Annotated in this window: 17 protein-coding genes; 11 read left to right on the top strand and 6 right to left on the bottom strand. The window is 75.7% G+C overall.

Translation table 11 applies throughout. From position 1 onward, the window contains the following. Positions 1–10: 10 nt before the first annotated feature. Genes ABD774_RS16845 through ABD774_RS16830 form a run of 4 tightly spaced genes read left to right on the top strand, consistent with a single transcriptional unit; the run spans position 11 to position 3226 of the window. Positions 11–628, top strand: a complete 618-nt coding sequence (locus tag ABD774_RS16845) for a DMSO/selenate family reductase complex B subunit (protein ID WP_345043692.1) — start codon at positions 11–13, stop codon at positions 626–628. Between the two features lie 3 nt (positions 629–631). Then, on the top strand, positions 632–1564 hold the full coding sequence (locus ABD774_RS16840) for a dimethyl sulfoxide reductase anchor subunit family protein (RefSeq protein ID WP_345043689.1): 933 nt from the start codon (positions 632–634) through the stop codon (positions 1562–1564). A 13-nt stretch (positions 1565–1577) separates the two neighbouring features. Continuing rightward, positions 1578–2285 (top strand): TorD/DmsD family molecular chaperone, encoded by a 708-nt coding sequence (locus ABD774_RS16835; RefSeq protein WP_345043686.1) that lies wholly within the window; start codon positions 1578–1580, stop codon positions 2283–2285. Then, a complete protein-coding gene (locus ABD774_RS16830) occupies positions 2282–3226 on the top strand; it encodes an ATP-binding protein (RefSeq protein ID WP_345043683.1) in 945 nt (314 codons plus the stop codon). The genes ABD774_RS16835 and ABD774_RS16830 overlap by 4 nt, the downstream gene beginning before the upstream one ends. Before the next feature lie 9 nt (positions 3227–3235). Here ABD774_RS16830 and ABD774_RS16825 read toward each other — a convergent pair whose 3' ends face one another. The 6 genes from ABD774_RS16825 to ABD774_RS16805 all read right to left on the bottom strand — a co-directional run bounded on the left by ABD774_RS16825 (position 3236) and on the right by ABD774_RS16805 (position 6939). After that, a complete protein-coding gene (locus ABD774_RS16825; RefSeq protein ID WP_345043680.1) occupies positions 3236–3856 on the bottom strand; it encodes a hypothetical protein in 621 nt (206 codons plus the stop codon). After that, positions 3853–4668, bottom strand: a complete 816-nt coding sequence (locus ABD774_RS16820) for a DUF4097 family beta strand repeat-containing protein (protein ID WP_345043677.1) — start codon at positions 4666–4668, stop codon at positions 3853–3855. The genes ABD774_RS16825 and ABD774_RS16820 overlap by 4 nt, the downstream gene beginning before the upstream one ends. A 10-nt stretch (positions 4669–4678) precedes the next feature. Beyond that, entirely contained in the window at positions 4679–5668 is a 990-nt protein-coding gene (locus ABD774_RS16815) for a zinc-binding dehydrogenase (protein WP_345043674.1), read from the bottom strand. 123 nt (positions 5669–5791) lie between these two features. Continuing rightward, positions 5792–5866 (bottom strand): 50S ribosomal protein bL37, encoded by a 75-nt coding sequence (locus ABD774_RS21710; protein WP_156968370.1) that lies wholly within the window; start codon positions 5864–5866, stop codon positions 5792–5794. 129 nt (positions 5867–5995) lie between these two features. Then, positions 5996–6322 (bottom strand): mycothiol system anti-sigma-R factor, encoded by a 327-nt coding sequence (gene rsrA, locus ABD774_RS16810; RefSeq protein ID WP_345043671.1) that lies wholly within the window; start codon positions 6320–6322, stop codon positions 5996–5998. Further along, the gene (locus ABD774_RS16805) at positions 6319–6939 is read right to left on the bottom strand and encodes a sigma-70 family RNA polymerase sigma factor (protein WP_486327332.1); all 621 of its coding nucleotides are present in this window, start codon (positions 6937–6939) and stop codon (positions 6319–6321) included. Before ABD774_RS16805 ends, rsrA begins: the two co-directional genes overlap by 4 nt. Before the next feature lie 223 nt (positions 6940–7162). On the opposite strand from ABD774_RS16805, the gene ABD774_RS16800 reads away from it, so the two are divergent. The 7 genes from ABD774_RS16800 (at position 7163) to ABD774_RS16770 (ending at position 15859) form a co-directional block, all read left to right on the top strand. Continuing rightward, positions 7163–7660, top strand: a complete 498-nt coding sequence (locus ABD774_RS16800) for a DoxX family protein (RefSeq protein WP_345043664.1) — start codon at positions 7163–7165, stop codon at positions 7658–7660. Between the two features lie 14 nt (positions 7661–7674). Further along, complete coding sequence (gene aroA / locus ABD774_RS16795; RefSeq protein WP_345043661.1) at positions 7675–9024, top strand: 3-phosphoshikimate 1-carboxyvinyltransferase; 1350 nt, start codon at positions 7675–7677, stop codon at positions 9022–9024. Between the two features lie 4 nt (positions 9025–9028). Beyond that, positions 9029–10057 (top strand): ribosome small subunit-dependent GTPase A, encoded by a 1029-nt coding sequence (gene rsgA / locus ABD774_RS16790; RefSeq protein ID WP_345043658.1) that lies wholly within the window; start codon positions 9029–9031, stop codon positions 10055–10057. A gap of 64 nt (positions 10058–10121) precedes the next feature. Then, positions 10122–10928, top strand: coding sequence for a histidinol-phosphatase (hisN, locus tag ABD774_RS16785; protein WP_345043656.1), 807 nt, complete (start codon positions 10122–10124; stop codon positions 10926–10928). A gap of 27 nt (positions 10929–10955) precedes the next feature. Then, on the top strand, positions 10956–11525 hold the full coding sequence (locus tag ABD774_RS16780; RefSeq protein ID WP_345043652.1) for a DnaJ family domain-containing protein: 570 nt from the start codon (positions 10956–10958) through the stop codon (positions 11523–11525). 87 nt (positions 11526–11612) lie between these two features. Next, positions 11613–12818 carry an exonuclease SbcCD subunit D gene (locus ABD774_RS16775; protein WP_345043648.1) on the top strand — a complete coding sequence of 402 codons (1206 nt, stop codon included), beginning with the start codon at positions 11613–11615 and terminating at the stop codon, positions 12816–12818. After that, positions 12818–15859 (top strand): AAA family ATPase, encoded by a 3042-nt coding sequence (locus ABD774_RS16770; protein WP_345043646.1) that lies wholly within the window; start codon positions 12818–12820, stop codon positions 15857–15859. The genes ABD774_RS16775 and ABD774_RS16770 overlap by 1 nt, the downstream gene beginning before the upstream one ends. Positions 15860–15881: the final 22 nt, after the last annotated feature.

The following is a 15881-nucleotide window of genomic DNA, read 5'->3' as shown; positions in this document are numbered from 1 at the left end:
GGAGAGGAACATGGCTCAGCAACTCGGATTCCACTTCGACCAGACCCTGTGCAACGGCTGCAAGGCCTGCTCGGTGGCCTGCAAGGACAAGCACGACCTGCCCACGGGGGTGACCTGGCGGCGCGTCGCGGAGTACACCGGCGGGACCTGGCAGCGGGACGGCGACACCTTCGTCCCGAACGTCTTCTCGTACTACACGTCGATGGCGTGCAACCACTGCGAGAACCCGATCTGCGTGGAGGTCTGCCCGACCACCGCGATGCACGTCGGCGAGGACGGGATCGTCAGCGTCGACGAGGACAAGTGCGTGGGCTGCCGCTACTGCGAGTGGGCCTGCCCCTACTCGGCCCCGCAGTTCAACCCGCAGACCGGCCACATGTCCAAGTGCGACATGTGCGCGGACTACCGGGCCGAGGGCGAGGACCCCGCGTGCGTGGCGGCCTGCCCGTCCCGCGCCCTCGACTGGGGCCCGATCGACGAGCTGCGCGCCCGGCACGGCGATCTCGCCGCCGTCGAGCCGCTGCCCGACCCCTCCATCACCCGCCCGCGCCTGGTCATCACGCCCCACCGCGACGCGCAGCCCACCGGCGCCGGGACCGGCGCCGTGGCCAACCCCGAGGAGCTGTGAGCCGTGAACACGCACGAGCTGCCCATGATCATCTTCACCGTGCTCGCGCAGATGAGCGTCGGCGCGTTCGTCGTCCTCGGCGTGGTGCAGGTCTTCGCCTCGCGCCGGTACGGCCGTGAGGCCGTGGACCGGGTCACCGACCCGGCGCTCTACGCCATCGGCCCGACGCTGGTGCTGGGCCTGATCGCGTCGATGTTCCACATGAACGACGTGATGAACACGCTCAACGTCATCCGCCACGTGGAGACGTCCTGGCTCTCCCGCGAGATCATCGCCGGCACCACGTTCGCCGGCCTGGGCTTCCTCTTCGCCCTGGCCCAGTGGTTCCGGTGGGGCTCGACCAGGCTGCGCCAGGCCCTCGCCGCGCTCACCGCGGTGGTCGGGCTGCTGCTCGTCCTGTCGATGAGCATGATCTACTACTCGCTCGTCACCGTCCCGGCCTGGCACACCTGGGCCACCCCGGCGCAGTTCTTCACCACCACGTTCCTCCTCGGCTCGCTCGCCGTCGGGGCCGCGTTCATGGCGACCGTCCTGTGGCGGCGGCGCGCGGCCGCCCGCGCCGGGCGCACGGACGAGGTGGACGCCCCCACCCGGGAGCTGCTCTCCTCCTGCCTCAAGGGCGTCGGGGTGGCGGCGGTCGCCCTCCTGGGCGTGGAGTTCCTCATCATCCCGCTCCACCTCACCGGTCTTACGACGGCGGGCGGGGCCGCCGCCGAGTCCGCCGCCGTCTTCTCCGGTGGCTGGTTCGTCGCGCGGCTCGTGCTGGTCTTCGTCGGCGCGGGGCTGCTGTCCGTCTTCCTCGTCCGGCGCGCGTCGCCGACCGCCCGCGCCGTGCCGCTGGCCGTGCTGGCCGTCACCGCCCTGGTGCTGGTCCTCGGGGGCGAGCTGATCGGCCGTTCCCTGTTCTACGACTCCATGACCCGGATCGGCATGTGAGGAAGGCAAGGACATGACCACCACCCCCGTCCGCCCCGGGGCGAGCGCCGACCCCACTCCGGTCGCCACCCTGCTGGCGGACCGCGTGGCCCTGGCGGACACGCTCGACCGGTTCGCCGCCGCGTTCACCACGCTCTCCTCGCTGCTGGTCGCGGCGCCCTCCGCGGACGTCCTCGCCCGCGTCCGCGACGCGGACCTGCTGCGGGAGTGGCCGCTGCCCGGCCACAGCGACTGCCGGCGGGGGGCGGCGCTGCTCGCCGAGTCGGCTGCCGCGTACGAGGACGAGGTGCGTGTCCGCCGGGACTACACCCGGCTCTTCCGTGGCCCCGGGCCGATGAAGGCACCTCCGTACGAGTCCGTGCACCGGTCCGAGGACCGCCTGCTCTTCGAGGCGGAGACCATGCAGGTCCGCGCGGCGTACGCCGAGTTCGGGCTGGTGGCGCCACGGCTCAACAGCGAGCCGGACGACCACGTCGGGCTGGAGCTGAGCTTCGTCGCGACCCTGGCGGTGCGGGGGCTGGACGCGCTGGAGTCCGGCGACGACCTCGCGCTCGCCCAGATCCTGCGCGCCCTGGTGGCGTTCCTCGACGAGCACCTGCTGGCGTGGGCGCCGCGCTGCCTCACGCAGGCGGCGAACGCCTCGACCACGTTCTTCTACCAGGGCGTCGCCGCGCTCGGGCTCGGCACCCTGGACCTGGCGCGGACGACGTTCCTGCCATGAGCGGCGCCGTCGGGCTGCGGGGGGTGCAGGCCTGGCTGGTGCGGCAGCCGGACCAGCGGGCCCTGGAGCTCGTGTGCGCCGAGCACCCGGGCGCCTCCCTCGGCGACCGCCGGCGGGTGGTCGTGCGGCTGGGCGCGTGCGCGGCCGACCTCGCCGGGCACGAGCTGGTGGAGCTGCTCACACTCGGCGCCACGGACGTCCTGGTCCGGCTCGACGGCTGCGACGACGCCGGCACCGCGTCGGCCCGGCTGCGCCCGCTCGTCGCGCTGCTCCAGGCGTCCGGCGCGGACCGGCTGCACGTCGACGGCGGGCCGGACGCCGGTGCGCCGGGAGCCGCTGACCGGCGCCCCCGCGGGCTGCGCCGCCGCCGCGCCGTGCTGGACGCCGGGCACATGCCGCTGAGCCGGCGCCAGGTCATGGGGCTGGCCGACCCGGTTCCCCGTCCCCTCCCCGACGAGGACCTCCACCCGCAGCTGCGGCTCGTCGCAGCCGTCCGGGAGCTCGTCGACCGCGACACCCCCGACGCCCCGGCTCTCGCCGCGCTGGCGGGACCCGCGGCGGCGCTGTCCGCGCGGGGCTGCACCGCGTGCGGGGTCTGCGTGCGGGCGTGCCCCACGGACGCCCTCGCCCTGCGGCACAGCGCCCCGTCCGGGCCCGCGATCACGATGTTGCTGCAGGACCCGGCGGCCTGCGACGGCTGCCTGGGCTGCGTCGACCTGTGCCCGCAGGACGCGCTCGCACCGGTCGGCAACCGGTCCTGGCAGGAGGTGCTGGATGGCGGGCCCGTGCCGGTCCAGTCCATGGCGACGGCGCCCTGCGAGCGGTGCGGCACGCGCTTCCCCACGCCGTCGGGAGAGCGGCTGTGCCCGGTCTGCGCCTACCGGCGCGCGAACCCGTTCGGCTCGTTCGTCCCGCCGACGGCGCAGCGCGCGGCGGGCTGACGTCCCGGCTCAGTCCTCGTCGCCCAGCACGGCGCGCAGGTAGTCCCGGCCGCTCTCGACGGAGAGCACCGCGAGGACGAGCCGGCCGAGCGTGCGGCACACCCGGGCCTCCGCCTCCTGCGCGAGGCGCCCGCCCACGTTCGCGAGCCCCGGCACGAGGGTCTCCTCGATGAGGGTGCGCTCGCGGGCCCGGACGGCGCGCCCGGCCGCCATGTCCCCGGTGGCCCAGGCGTCGGACTCCTCACGGCACACCTCCGCGACACGGCGCACCGGGGTGACGAGGTCGCCCTCCGGCGCGACGAGGCGGTCGTGGTCGGCCCGGAGCACTGCGAGGTCCTGCTCGGCGCTCCGGCGCCGCGAGCCGCGCGCGTAGACGTCCAGGCTCATGAGGTCCCGGGTGAACAGCTCTGCGTCGGCCCCCAGCCAGCGGGCCCCGAGCCGCCAGGCCGTGGCCAGCTCGCCGGCGCGCAGGCGCTCGACGAGTTCGGTGCCGGGGGCGGCGAGCACGTCGGCGACGGCGTCCCAGCTTCCCGCCCGGTCCCGGGCGGCCTGCGCGACCTGGGCGCGGAACCCGGCGGCGGTGTCCTCCGCGATGCCCTCGACCGGGGCGAGCCGTCCGTCCTCGCTCACCGCAGCCCCTCCGGCAGCACGGCCGCGCGGGTGACGTCGACGCTGCCGGAGACCGACCGGGTGGTGAGGAAGCAGATCCCGCCGTCGGTGCGGTCCTCCACCGTGGTGGCTCCGAGGCCCGGGGACCGGTGGTCGGTGCCGTCGAGGCGCACCGGGCCCGCGACGGTCCGGGCCGTCATCGACACCCCGGTGCCGGCGGGCAGGGACACGGTCAGCGCCCCCGAGACCGTGGAGAGGTCGACCATGGAGGTACGCGCCGAGGTGGCCACGGCGACGGCGGCTGCGACGGTGCTCACCTCCACCCGCGGCAGGTCGCCCGTCAGGGTGGTGCGCCCGGCCGCCGTGCTCACGCGCACGGGGCCGTCGTGCCCGAGGACGTCCACCGTCCCGGACGCCGACTTCAGCGACGCGGCACCGCGGCAGCCGGTGACGCGCAGCCGCCCGCCGGCCGTGTTCAGCACGACGTCCTCGGCGACGTCGCTCACGGTGGCCTCGGCGAGCGCCGTGGCCACGGTGACAGCAGTCGCCCGGGGGACGTGGACCGTCAGGCGGGCGGTGTCCGTGGAGCGGTAGGAGCGCAGGCGCTTGACCCAGCCGTCCCACCCGAGGAACGGGTAGCCGACCGTGAGCCGGTCCCCCTCGACGGTCAGCTCGAGCGGGTTCCCGGCGACCTCGGCGACGTCCACCCGCACGTGCGGGGCGTCGTGCCCGAGGACGGTGACGGAACCTGCCACCAGCTGGACCCGCAGGCGGGCGACACCCTCGACGTCGTGCTGGGAGGGGCCGGGGACGATCCAGGACCGGGTAGCCATGCCCCCGACCCTACGCGGCACGTCCCGCGCCGGCCTCCCCCGGTTCGACGACGATCTTGCCGACGACGTCGCCGCCCGCCATCCGGGCGAGGGCGTCCCGGACGCCGTCGAGGGGCACGACCGAGTCGACGAGGGGGCGCACGCCGGTGGCGACGAGCATCTGCTGCACGGCGACGAGCTGCTCACGGGTGCCCATGGTCGTGCCCGCGATGCGCAGCGAGCGGAAGAAGACCCGGCCCAGGTCGGCGGGCGGCATGGCACCCGACGTCGCCCCGGCCACCGCGACGGTGCCGCCGGGCCGCAGCGCCTTGAGCGAGTGGGACCAGGTGGCCTCCCCGACGGTCTCCAGCACCGCGTCGACCTGCTCGGGCAGCCGGGCGCCGGTCTCGAAGGCCTGGTGGGCGCCGAGCTCGACCGCGCGGGAGCGCTTGGCCTCCGTGCGGGAGGTGCACCACACACGCAGGCCGGCGGCCCGGGCGAGAAGGATCGCCGCGGTGGCGACCCCTCCCCCGGCCCCCTGCACGAGCACGGTCTGGCCGGGGCGCAGGCCCGCGGCGTCGAAGAGCATCCGGTAGGCGGTGAGGTAGGCGGTGGGCAGGCACGACGCCTCGGCCCAGCTCAGCGCGGGGTCCTTGGGGACGAGGTTGCGCGCGGGCACCCACACGCGCTCGGCGAGCGTGCCGGGGTGCTTCTCGGAGAGCAGGGTGCGGCGCGGGTCGAGCGTCTCCTCGCCGTGCCAGGTGGGGCTCGGGATCACCGAGTGCACGACCACCTCGCTGCCGTCGTCGAGGACGCCGGCGGCGTCCGTGCCCAGGATCATCGGCAGCCGGTCCGCGGGCAGGCCGATCCCGCGCAGCGACCACAGGTCGTGGTGGTTGAGGGACGCCGCGCGCACCGTCACCGGCACCCAGCCGGCGGGTGGCTGGGGGTTCAGCTCACCGATCTCGAGGCCCGCGAGCGGGTCGTCGGGGTCCTGGCTCCGGACGAGGGCGCAGCGCATGGCGCACACCCTAGCGGCGCCGTCGCCGGCCGCCGGGGACGACCACGGACCCGGGACGACGACGGGCCGGTCACCCGAGGGTGACCGGCCCGTGGAGCCTTCAGGGCGCTGAGCCCGCCGGACTCAGGCGTTGGGGCGCTTGCCGTGGTTGGCGGCACTGCCCTTGCGGGACCGGCGCTTGCGACCGCGCTTGCTCATGTTGTCTCCCGATCTGTGCTCGCCCGGACGGGCGGATTTACGCCGATCATCCTCCCACACATCGCCGCGTCCCCGCGCGTGGCAGGCGCGGGCGCACGCCGACGATGGGACGGGCGTTGCCGGCCCGCGTCAGTCGACCGCGCGGATGCCGTTCACGCGCAGCACCGTCAGCTGGGACTGCACGCGCAGGCGCAGGGAGCTGGGGGCGACCTCCGCGCAGGACCGCCGCACGAGGGCGCGGATGTGCTGCTCGGCGTCGGTGGCCTCGGTGCAGGTCGGGCACTCGGCGGCGTGCCGCCGGAACCGCTCCTCCTGGTCCTCGTCGAGCTCGGCGTCGAGGAACTCGAAGAGGTGCTCGAGAAGCTCGTCGCAGCTGCACGGGGTGGTGCGCCCCTCGGCGCGCGCCCGCAGCGCCCTCTCGGCCCGTTCGGTGAGGTTCGCAGCGTCCTCGCTCATGCCTTGGCCTCCGTCCGGATCCCCATATCGCGTGCGTGGTCGACCAGGAGCTCGCGCAGCTGCCGCCGACCGCGGTGCAGCCGCGACATCACCGTCCCGATCGGCGTGCCCATGATGTCCGCGATCTCCTTGTACGCGAAGCCCTCGACGTCCGCGAGGTACACCGCGATGCGGAAGTCCTCGGGCAGCTCGTTCATCGCGCGCTTGATCTCCGAGTCGGGCAGGAGGTCCATGGCCTCCGCCTCGGCCGAGCGCAGCCCGGTGGAGGTGTGGGAGGCGGCCCGGTGGATCTGCCAGTCCTCGACCTGCTCGGCGTCCGACTGCAGCGGCTCACGCTGCTTCTTGCGGTACGAGTTGATGAACGTGTTCGTCAGGATCCGGTACAGCCACGCCTTGAGGTTCGTGCCGGGCCGGTACTGGTGGAAGGACGCGAACGCCTTGGCGAACGTCTCCTGGACGAGGTCCTCGGCGTCCGCGGGGTTGCGCGTCATGCGCATCGCGGCGCCGTAGAGCTGGTCCAGGTACGGGAGCGCGTCGCGCTCGAAACGTTCTGCCCGCTCGGCGCCCGTCTCGCCGTCGGGGGTGCGGTCGAGGTCGCCCTCGTGGGTCTCGCTCATCACCCACGAGCCTAACCCCGGCGAGCCCTCCGGTCCCGCGGTGCCCAGGGCTCCCGGGGAGGGAGGCGCGGTCGCGTGGCTGACGAGGGTCGGGCTGGTCATGCCCGGTACAACCGTGCGCCCGCCCGGTCCATTCCGGGCGTGCACCCGCCTATTCGAGATCCGCCGAAGTGGCTACCTCGCAACGGTCGCCCTCGCCGCGGTTGTGCGGTAGTCATGTGACATGAACCTCCTACGCCTGATCGCGCGCCCGATGCTCGCCGCCACGTTCGTCATGGACGGGGTGGACTCCGTGATCCGCCCCGAGGGGCACGCCGAGAAGTTCAGGAAGGTGGTTCCGGCGCTGGAGCAGGCCGGGGTGCCGGCCGCGCTCTACGCCGACCCGAAGATGCTGGCCCGCGTCAGCGGCGCCGTCACCGCCGTCTCCGGGCTCATGCTCGCCACCGGCCGCCGCCCGCGCAGCGCTGCCCTGACGCTGGCGCTGGTCAACGTCCCGCTCACGCTCCTCAACAACCCCGTCTGGGCGGCGCGCGGCGGCGAGGAGCGCAAGCGCTACCTCAGCGGACTCGTCCGCGGCGCGAGCCTCGGCGGCGGCCTGCTGGTCGCGGCCGCCGACCTCGCCGGCAAGCCCTCCTGGGGCTGGCGCCTGGCCAACGCGCGCAAGGAGCGCGCCGCCGCCCGCCCCGTCACGGCCCGTGTGAAGGCCCGGTACGCCGACTGACTAGAGTCCGCGGTATGCCCGTGTCCACCGCCGCCTGGCCCGCCCCGACCGCCACCCAGCCTCTGGACGCCGTCGTCGACATCCCCGGATCGAAGTCGCTGACGAACCGCTACCTCGTGCTGGCCGCGCTGGCCTCGAGCCCCACCGAGCTGGTCCGCCCGCTGCACTCGCGCGACTCCGAGCTCATGGTCGCGGCCCTGCGCGCCCTCGGCACCGAGGTCCGGCCGGCCGACGACGGCGGCCCCGACCTGGTCATCACCCCGCGCCCGCTGCGAGGGCCCGCCCAGGTGGACTGCGGTCTCGCCGGCACCGTCATGCGGTTCGTGCCCGCGCTCGCCGTCCTGGCCGACGGCGAGGTCCGCCTCGACGGCGACGAGCGCGCCCGCGAGCGCCCCATGGCGCCGGTCGTCGGCGCGCTGCGCGACCTCGGCGCCCGGATCGACGCCGCCGCCGGGCTCGGCGGCGCGGCGGTGCTGCCCCTCACCGTCCACGGGAACGGGCGGCTCGCGGGCGGCGCCGTGGACGTCGACGCCTCCGGCTCGAGCCAGTTCGTCTCCGCGCTCCTCCTGGCCGCCCCGGCGTACGAGGGTGGCATCGACCTGCGGCACACCGGCGCCACCCTTCCCTCCCTTCCCCACATCGACATGACCGTCGCCCTCCTGCGCGGGCGCGGCGTCGCCGTCGACGAGCTCACGGCCGACGGCGGACCGGCGGGCGGACGCACCGGCGTCGCCCCCACCCGTTGGCGGGTCCACCCGGGCCCGGTCGCCGGCGGGCGCATCGTCGTCGAGCCGGACCTCTCCAACGCCGGCCCCTTCCTCGCCGCGGCCCTCGCCGCCGGCGGCACGGTCCGGGTGCCGCGCTGGCCCTCCGCCACCACCCAGGCCGGCGACGGCCTGCGTGACCTGCTCGCCCGCATGGGCGCCACGGTCGACCTGACCGACGGCGTCCTCGCGGTGAGCGGGCCGGCCGACGGCGTCATCCGTGGGCTGGACGCCGATCTGCACGACGTCGGCGAGCTCGCCCCCACGATCGCCGCCCTGTGCGCGCTGGCCGCCACGCCGTCGCGCCTGCGCGGCATCGCCCACCTGCGCGGGCACGAGACGGACCGGCTCGCCGCCATCGTCACCGAGATCGGCCGGCTCGGGGGCCGCGCCCGCGAGACCGAGGACGGCGTGGAGATCGAGCCCGCGACGCTGCACGGCGCGCGGGTGGAGACCTACGCCGACCACCGGATGGCGACCTTCGCCGCGATCATCGGGCTGCGGGTGCCCGGCGTCGAGATCGTCGACGTCGGCACCACCGCCAAGACCCTGCCCGACTTCACCGGGATGTGGCAGGCGATGCTCGCCGGGAGCCGCTGAGACGATGGCTCGCGACACCGGCACGGACGACTCACGGGTCCGCATCCGCCCGAACCCGAAGGGGAACCGGCCGCGCACGAAGAAGCGGCCCGCGTTCGACGACGCGGTGGGGGCCCTGGTCCTCGGGGTGGACCGCGGGCGGTACCACCTGCTCACCGACGAGGGCGTCCCGGTGATCGGGATGAAGGCGCGCGAGCTCGGTCGCGGGTCCCGCTCCGCCGTCGTCGTCGGGGACCGGGTCGGCGTGGTCGGGGACGTCTCCGGCGCCAAGGACACCCTCGCCCGCATCGTCCGGGTCGAGGAGCGCACGTCCGCGCTGCGCCGTTCCGCGGAGGACGGCGAGACGGCCGGGGTCGAGCGCGTCATCGTCGCCAACGCGGACCAGCTCGTCATCGTCACCGCGCTGGCCGACCCCGAGCCACGCCCGCGCATGGTGGACCGGTGCCTGGTGGCCGCGTACGACGCGGGCATGGAACCGGTGCTGTGCCTGACCAAGGCGGACCTGGCGGACCCGGCGCCGTTCCTCTCCCTCTACGAGGCGCTGGAGGTGCCGGCCCTCGTGACGTCGTTCGTCGACGACGAGATCCGCGGCCTCGACGCGGTGCGGGAGCGCCTGGCCGGGCGCACCTCGGTGCTCATCGGCCACTCCGGCGTCGGGAAGTCGACCCTCGTCAACGCGCTCGTGCCCGGTGCGGGGCGGGCGACGGGGATCGTCAACGTCGTGACCGGGCGCGGGCGGCACACCTCCTCCTCCGCCGTCGCCCTGCCCCTGCCCGGCGGCGGCTGGGCCATCGACACCCCCGGGGTGCGGTCCTTCGGCCTCAGCCACGTCAGCCCCGACGGCCTGCTGGCCGCGTTCGACGACCTGCACGCCATCGCGCAGGACTGCCCGCGCGGCTGCACCCATGCCGCCGACGCGCCCGACTGCGCCCTCGACGAGTGGGTGGCCGACGGCCGGGCCGGCGCGGCCGGGGAGGCACGGCTCGCGTCCTTCCGGCGACTGCTCGCCGCGAAGACCGAGGCCGCCGACTGACCCACCCCTGCCCGCCGCTGAGCCGGTCACCGGCGCGCCACCCGGACCGCGATAGGTTCCGGGCATGACTGTGCAAGGCGCGAGCCGCTACACCGACGACCTGCGCCTCGCGCACGTGGTCGCCGACCAGGTCGACGGGCAGACGATGGCCCGCTTCGGAGCCCAGGACCTGCACGTGGAGTCCAAGCCCGACCTCACGCCGGTCTCCGACGCGGACCGCACCGCCGAGGAGATCGTCCGCGCCCAGCTCGCACGGACGCGGCCGCGGGACTCCGTGCTCGGCGAGGAGTACGGCACGACCGGCCACTCCCAGCGGCAGTGGGTGATCGACCCCATCGACGGGACGAAGAACTTCGTGCGCGGCGTGCCGGTGTGGGCCACGCTCATCGGGCTCGTGGAGGACGGCGAGGTCGTCCTCGGCGTGGTCTCGGCGCCGGCGCTGAACCGTCGCTGGTGGGCCGCCAAGGGCTCGGGCGCCTGGACCGGCCGCTCGCTCTCCGCGGCGCGCCAGATCCGCGTCTCCGCCGTCGGCGACCTGGCCGACGCGTCCCTGAGCTACTCCAGCCTCGACGGCTGGGCCGAGCGCGGCTCGCTCCGCTCGTTCCTCGGGCTGGCGCAGCAGGTCTGGCGCACCCGCGCCTACGGGGACTTCTGGTCGTACATGCTCGTGGCCGAGGGAGCGGTGGACATCGCGTGCGAGCCCGACCTCGAGCTGTACGACATGGCGGCCCTCGTCCCCATCGTCACCGAGGCGGGCGGACGGTTCACCAGCCTCGACGGTGAGGACGGTCCCTGGGGCGGCAACGCGGTGGTGACCAACGCGCTGCTGCACGACGCCGTCCTCGCGCAGCTGTCCTCGCAGGAGGACTGAGCGCGCCCCGGGCGGGACAATGCACGGGTGACCGAGCGCAGGCCTGACGACGTGCCGGTCGGCAACTGGGTCGACCAGCTCATCCGCGCCGCCCAGGAGCGGGGCGAGTTCGACGACCTGCCGGGCGCCGGCAAGCCGCTGCGGGACACCGGGCCGCTCGACGAGGACTGGTGGATCAGGCAGAAGATCCGCGACGAGGACCTGCCGCCCGACGTCCTCCTGCCGCCCGCCCTGCTGCTGCGCAAGGAGGTGGCCGGGCTGCCTCGGGCCGTCCGTGACCTGCCCACCGAGGCGGCCGTGCGCGAGGCGGTGCGCGAGGTCAACCTGCGCGTCGCGGCGTGGATCCGTACGCCCACCGGCCCCGTCGTGCCGGTCGCGCCGGCCGACCCCGACGCCGTGGTCGCGGGCTGGCGCGCCGCGCGAGAGGCTCCGCCGTCGCCCACCACCGACGACGCGGCGCCCCACCGCGCACGTCCAGACGGCGCGCGCCCCGGCGATGCAGCCGGCGACGGCGGACGCCCGGTCGTGGCGCCTCACCCCGACGGGGCGCCGGGCCCGCGAGGGCCCTGGTGGCGACGCCTCCTGCGCGGGCGCTGACCCGGGGGACCTCCCGGGCCGAGGTGTGAGGGGCACGCCTGGCCCGGGTCCACGGCGATGTCGGTGGCCGGGGATACGTTCGGCGGCATGCGGATCCTCCACACCTCGGACTGGCACCTGGGGCGCACCCTCCACGGGGTCGACCTCACGGAGCACCACGCCGCGTTCCTCGACCACCTGGTCGAGCTCGTGCGCGCCGAGCGGGTGGACGCCGTGCTGGTCGCCGGGGACGTCTACGACCGCGCGATCCCCCCGGTCGAGTCGGTCGAGCTGCTCTCGCAGACGCTGGCCCGGCTGACCGAGCACACCCGGGTCGTTCTCACGCCCGGCAACCACGACTCCGCGACGCGCCTCGGCTTCGGCGCCGGCCTCTTCCGGGACCGCCTCGCCGTCCGCTCGCGGGTCGCGGGGATCGCCGAGCCGGTCGAGCTGCCCGACCGCGACGGCGGCACCGGCGCACTCGTCTACGCCCTGCCGTACCTCGACCCCGACCTCACCCGTGACGCGCTGGCCGAGCCCGACGACGACGGCGCCCCCGTGCGACCTGCCCGCTCGCACGAGGCGGTGACCGCGGCGGCGCTGCGCCGGGTCGCCGGCGACCTCGGCCGGCGCCGCGCCGGCGTCGGCCACCGGGTCCCGGCCGTCCTGCTCGCCCACGCCTTCGTCACCGGCGGGGCCCCGAGCGAGTCGGAGCGCGACATCCGCGTCGGCGGCGTGGACCAGGTCCCCTCGGGCGTCTTCGGGGCGCCCGGCGCCCTGGACTACGTGGCGCTGGGGCACCTGCACGGAGCACAACGGGTGGGCCGCGAGGGCCTCGACCCGGTGATGCGCTACGCCGGCTCGCCGATCGCCTTCTCCTTCTCCGAGGCGAGCCACCGCAAATCCACCGCCCTGGTCGAGCTCGCACCGGAGGGTGTGCGCGGGGTCGAGCTGGTCGAGGCCCCGGTGGCGCGCCGGCTCGCCGACGCGACTGGCACGCTGGAGGAGCTGACCGGTCGGGCGTTCGACCATCTGGTCGACCACTGGCTGCGTGTCACGGTGACCGACGACGTGCGACCCGAGCAGATGTGGGCACAGGTCGCCCGCCGCTTCCCCCACGCCCTCGTCGTCCAGCACTCCCCCGCGCACGCCCGCGAGCGGCCCGCCGCGTCCGCCGTCGGGCCGCAGCAGGACCCGCTGGAGGTCGCCGCCCAGTTCCTCGAGGCCGCCGGCGGCCGGCCCGCCCGTCCCGACGAGCTCGCGGTGGTCCGCGAGGCCTACGAGTCCGTCCTTGCCGCGGAGAGGAGCGCCTGATGCGCATCCACCGGCTCACCCTGCAGGCCGTCGGGCCGTTCCCGGGAAAGCACACCATCGACGTCGACTCGCTCTCCGCCAACGGGCTGTTCCTCCTCGAGGGCCCCACGGGCGCGGGCAAGTCGACGATCATCGACGCGGTGGTCTTCGCGCTCTACGGAGGCGTCGCCGGCGGGGAGTCCTCGGACGACCGCCTGCACTCCGACCACGCCGCGCCGGACGCCGAGCCCTTCGTCGAGCTCACCTTCTCCACCGGGGCCGGCATCTACCGCGTGTGGCGCTCCCCCAAGTACCAGCGGCTCAAGAAGCGCGGGGGCGGCACCACGACCCAGAACGCCCGGGCCAAGCTCTGGCGCCTCAGCCACGTCGAGGACGCAGGGGAACCCGTCTCGGCCCAGGTCCAGGAGGTCGGCACCGAGCTCGGGCGCATCGTGGTGCTCGATCGCGCCCAGTTCACGCAGACGGTCGTCCTGCCCCAGGGGCAGTTCGCCTCCTTCCTCCGGGCGAAGCCGGAGGACCGCCGCACGGTGCTGCAGGACGTGTTCGGCACCGAGATCTACGACCGGCTCCAGAAGCGGCTGGCCGAGATGGCCCGCGCCGCCCGCACCGAGCTCGACCGCGCCACGACGGAGGTCACGGCGGCCGCCTCAGCCTTCGCGGCCTGCCTGGAGCCGGTGGCGGACGGCGGCGAGCACACCTCCTCGCCGTCCGTCACCCGCGAGGCGCTGCTCGAGCGGGCCGCCGAGCTGGACGCGGCGGCGCTGACCGACGCGGCCGGAGAGGTCTGCGCGCAGGCCGACGCCCGGGCGGCGGAGGCGGCGGACGCTCGCGACGCCGCAGCAGCGGCCGAGGCGACGGCACGGGACCAGCTCGACGCCCAGCGAAACCTGGCCGAACGTCTGCGGCGGCGCGGTGCGCTGCTCGCCGAGCAGCGCACCCACGAGGCCGCCGAGCCGGCGGTCCGGGCCGGGACCGAGCGGCTGCAGCTGGCCCGGACCGCGGCCGCCGTCGTGCCGGTCCTGGAGGCGCACGAACGGGCGGTGGCACGCGTCTCTCGCGCCACCGGCCTCCACAGCCGCCTCCTCGACCAGGCCCGCACGGGCCTGCACCCGGACCTCGCGGACCTCGACGGGCCCGACGCCCTGCGGGAGGGGCACGACGCCGCCACCGGCGCGCTCGGCGCTCTCGCCGAGCTGGTCGAGCTCGAGGCCGACCTCCCGCGACGCCGGTCCGAGGTCGAGGCCGCGCGCCGTGCGGCGGACCTGGCGGGAAACCGGGTCGGTGAGCTCGAGGCTGCCGTCGCGGCCCGTCCTGCCGCCCGCCAGGCCCTTGAGGACGCGCTGGACCAGTACCGCGACGCCGGCGCGCGCCGGGAGCGGGCGCTCGGCCGGAGCCGCCGCGCCCGCGAGTGCCTGACGGCGGCCACCGGCGCCGAGGCGACCGCGAGCCAGGTCGCCGCGGCCGAGGAGGCCCTCACCGCGGTGGCCGCCCGGGCCGCCGCCGCACTCGACGCGGAGCACGCCGTCCGGCTCCGCTGGGTCGCGGGGATGGCGGGCGCGCTCGCCGGCCGCCTCGTGGCCGGCGAGCCGTGCGCCGTCTGCGGCGCCACCGAGCACCCGCACCCGGCCCGCCCCACGCCGGAGCACGCCACCGACGACGAGGTCGCGGCGGCCACCGCGGCACGCGAGGACGCGGACGCGGAGCTCACCCGGGCCCGTGCGCGCCTCGCCGCCCTCGGCGAGAAGGCCGCGGCGCTGCACGAGGCCGCGGACGGGCTGGACACCACCGAGGCGCGGGCCCGCCTCGCGACCGCCGAGGCGGAGCTCGCCGCCGCCGAGGCCGCGATCACCCGCAACGCGGAGCTCGAGCAGGAGCTCTCCGACCACGAGCGCGAGACCGCGTCACTGCAGGAACGCCTGGCTGAGCACCGGTCGACGGCAGCATCGCTGCGCGAGCGGTGCGAGCACCTGGCGCGCCAGCTGACGGCGGACGAGGCGCGCTGCGCGCAGGGCCGCGGCACCACCTCGTCGGTGGCGGAGTACGCGGAGGAGCTGCGTGGCCGGGCCCGTACCGCCCGCGCGCTGCTCGACGCGACCACCGAGCTCCTCACCGCGCGCGAGGCCGTCCGGGAGGCCGAGGAGAGGCTGGCCGCCGCGCTCACGGCCGCCGGGTTCGCGGATGCCGAGGCGGCGCGCGCCGCGGTGCTGCCCGCGGCCGAGCAGCGAGAGCTGGACCAGCGGATCCAGCGGCACCGCAGCGACGTGGCCCGCGTGACCGCGGGGCTCGCCGAGGACGGCATCGCCGGGCTGACCGGCACCGAGGTCGCCGACGTCCCCGCGGCGCAGACCACCCATGCCGAGGCCATGGCCGCCCTGACCCGCGCAGCGGGCGCCGCCAGTGCGGCGGAGCTCCGGTGCCGTCAGGCCCGGGAGGCCGCGGACGACCTGCTCGCCGCGCTCGCCGCCCACGCCGAGGGCACGCGGCGCGCGGCGCCGGTGCTCCGGGCCGCGGCGCTCGCCACCGCCGGCGAGGGCAACACGATCGACACGACCCTCGCCACCTACGTCCTCCTGCGCCGGTTCGAGGACGTCGTGGCCGCCGCCAACGACCGCCTGTCGCTGATGTCGGACGGGCGGTACACCCTCGAGCGCATCGACGAGCGGGAGGGCGGGCAGCGCTCCCGCAAGGCCGGGCTCGGGCTACGGGTGCGCGACCACGTCACCGACGTCCCCCGCGACCCGCACACCCTCTCCGGCGGCGAGACCTTCTACGTCTCGCTCTGCCTGGCGCTGGGCCTGGCCGACGTCGTGCGGTCCGAGGCGGGCGGGGTCGAGCTCGGCACGCTCTTCGTCGACGAGGGGTTCGGGTCGCTCGACCCCGGCACGCTCGACGCCGTGATGACCGAGCTCGGTCGGCTCCGCGAGGGTGGGCGTTCGGTCGGCATCGTCTCGCACGTCGCCGACCTCAAGGACCGCATCCCCGAGCGGATCGAGGTCCGCCGTCTGCCCTCGGGCGCCTCGACCCTGACGGTGCGCTGCTGACTCGGGGACCTCGGCGGCTGAG

Origin of the sequence: Georgenia daeguensis, from assembly GCF_039537705.1 — a bacterium.
GTDB classification, from domain to species: Bacteria; Actinomycetota; Actinomycetes; order Actinomycetales; family Actinomycetaceae; genus Georgenia; species Georgenia daeguensis.
Note: the sequence above shows the minus strand (reverse complement) of the source record. Positions and strands in the feature narration are given on the sequence as shown.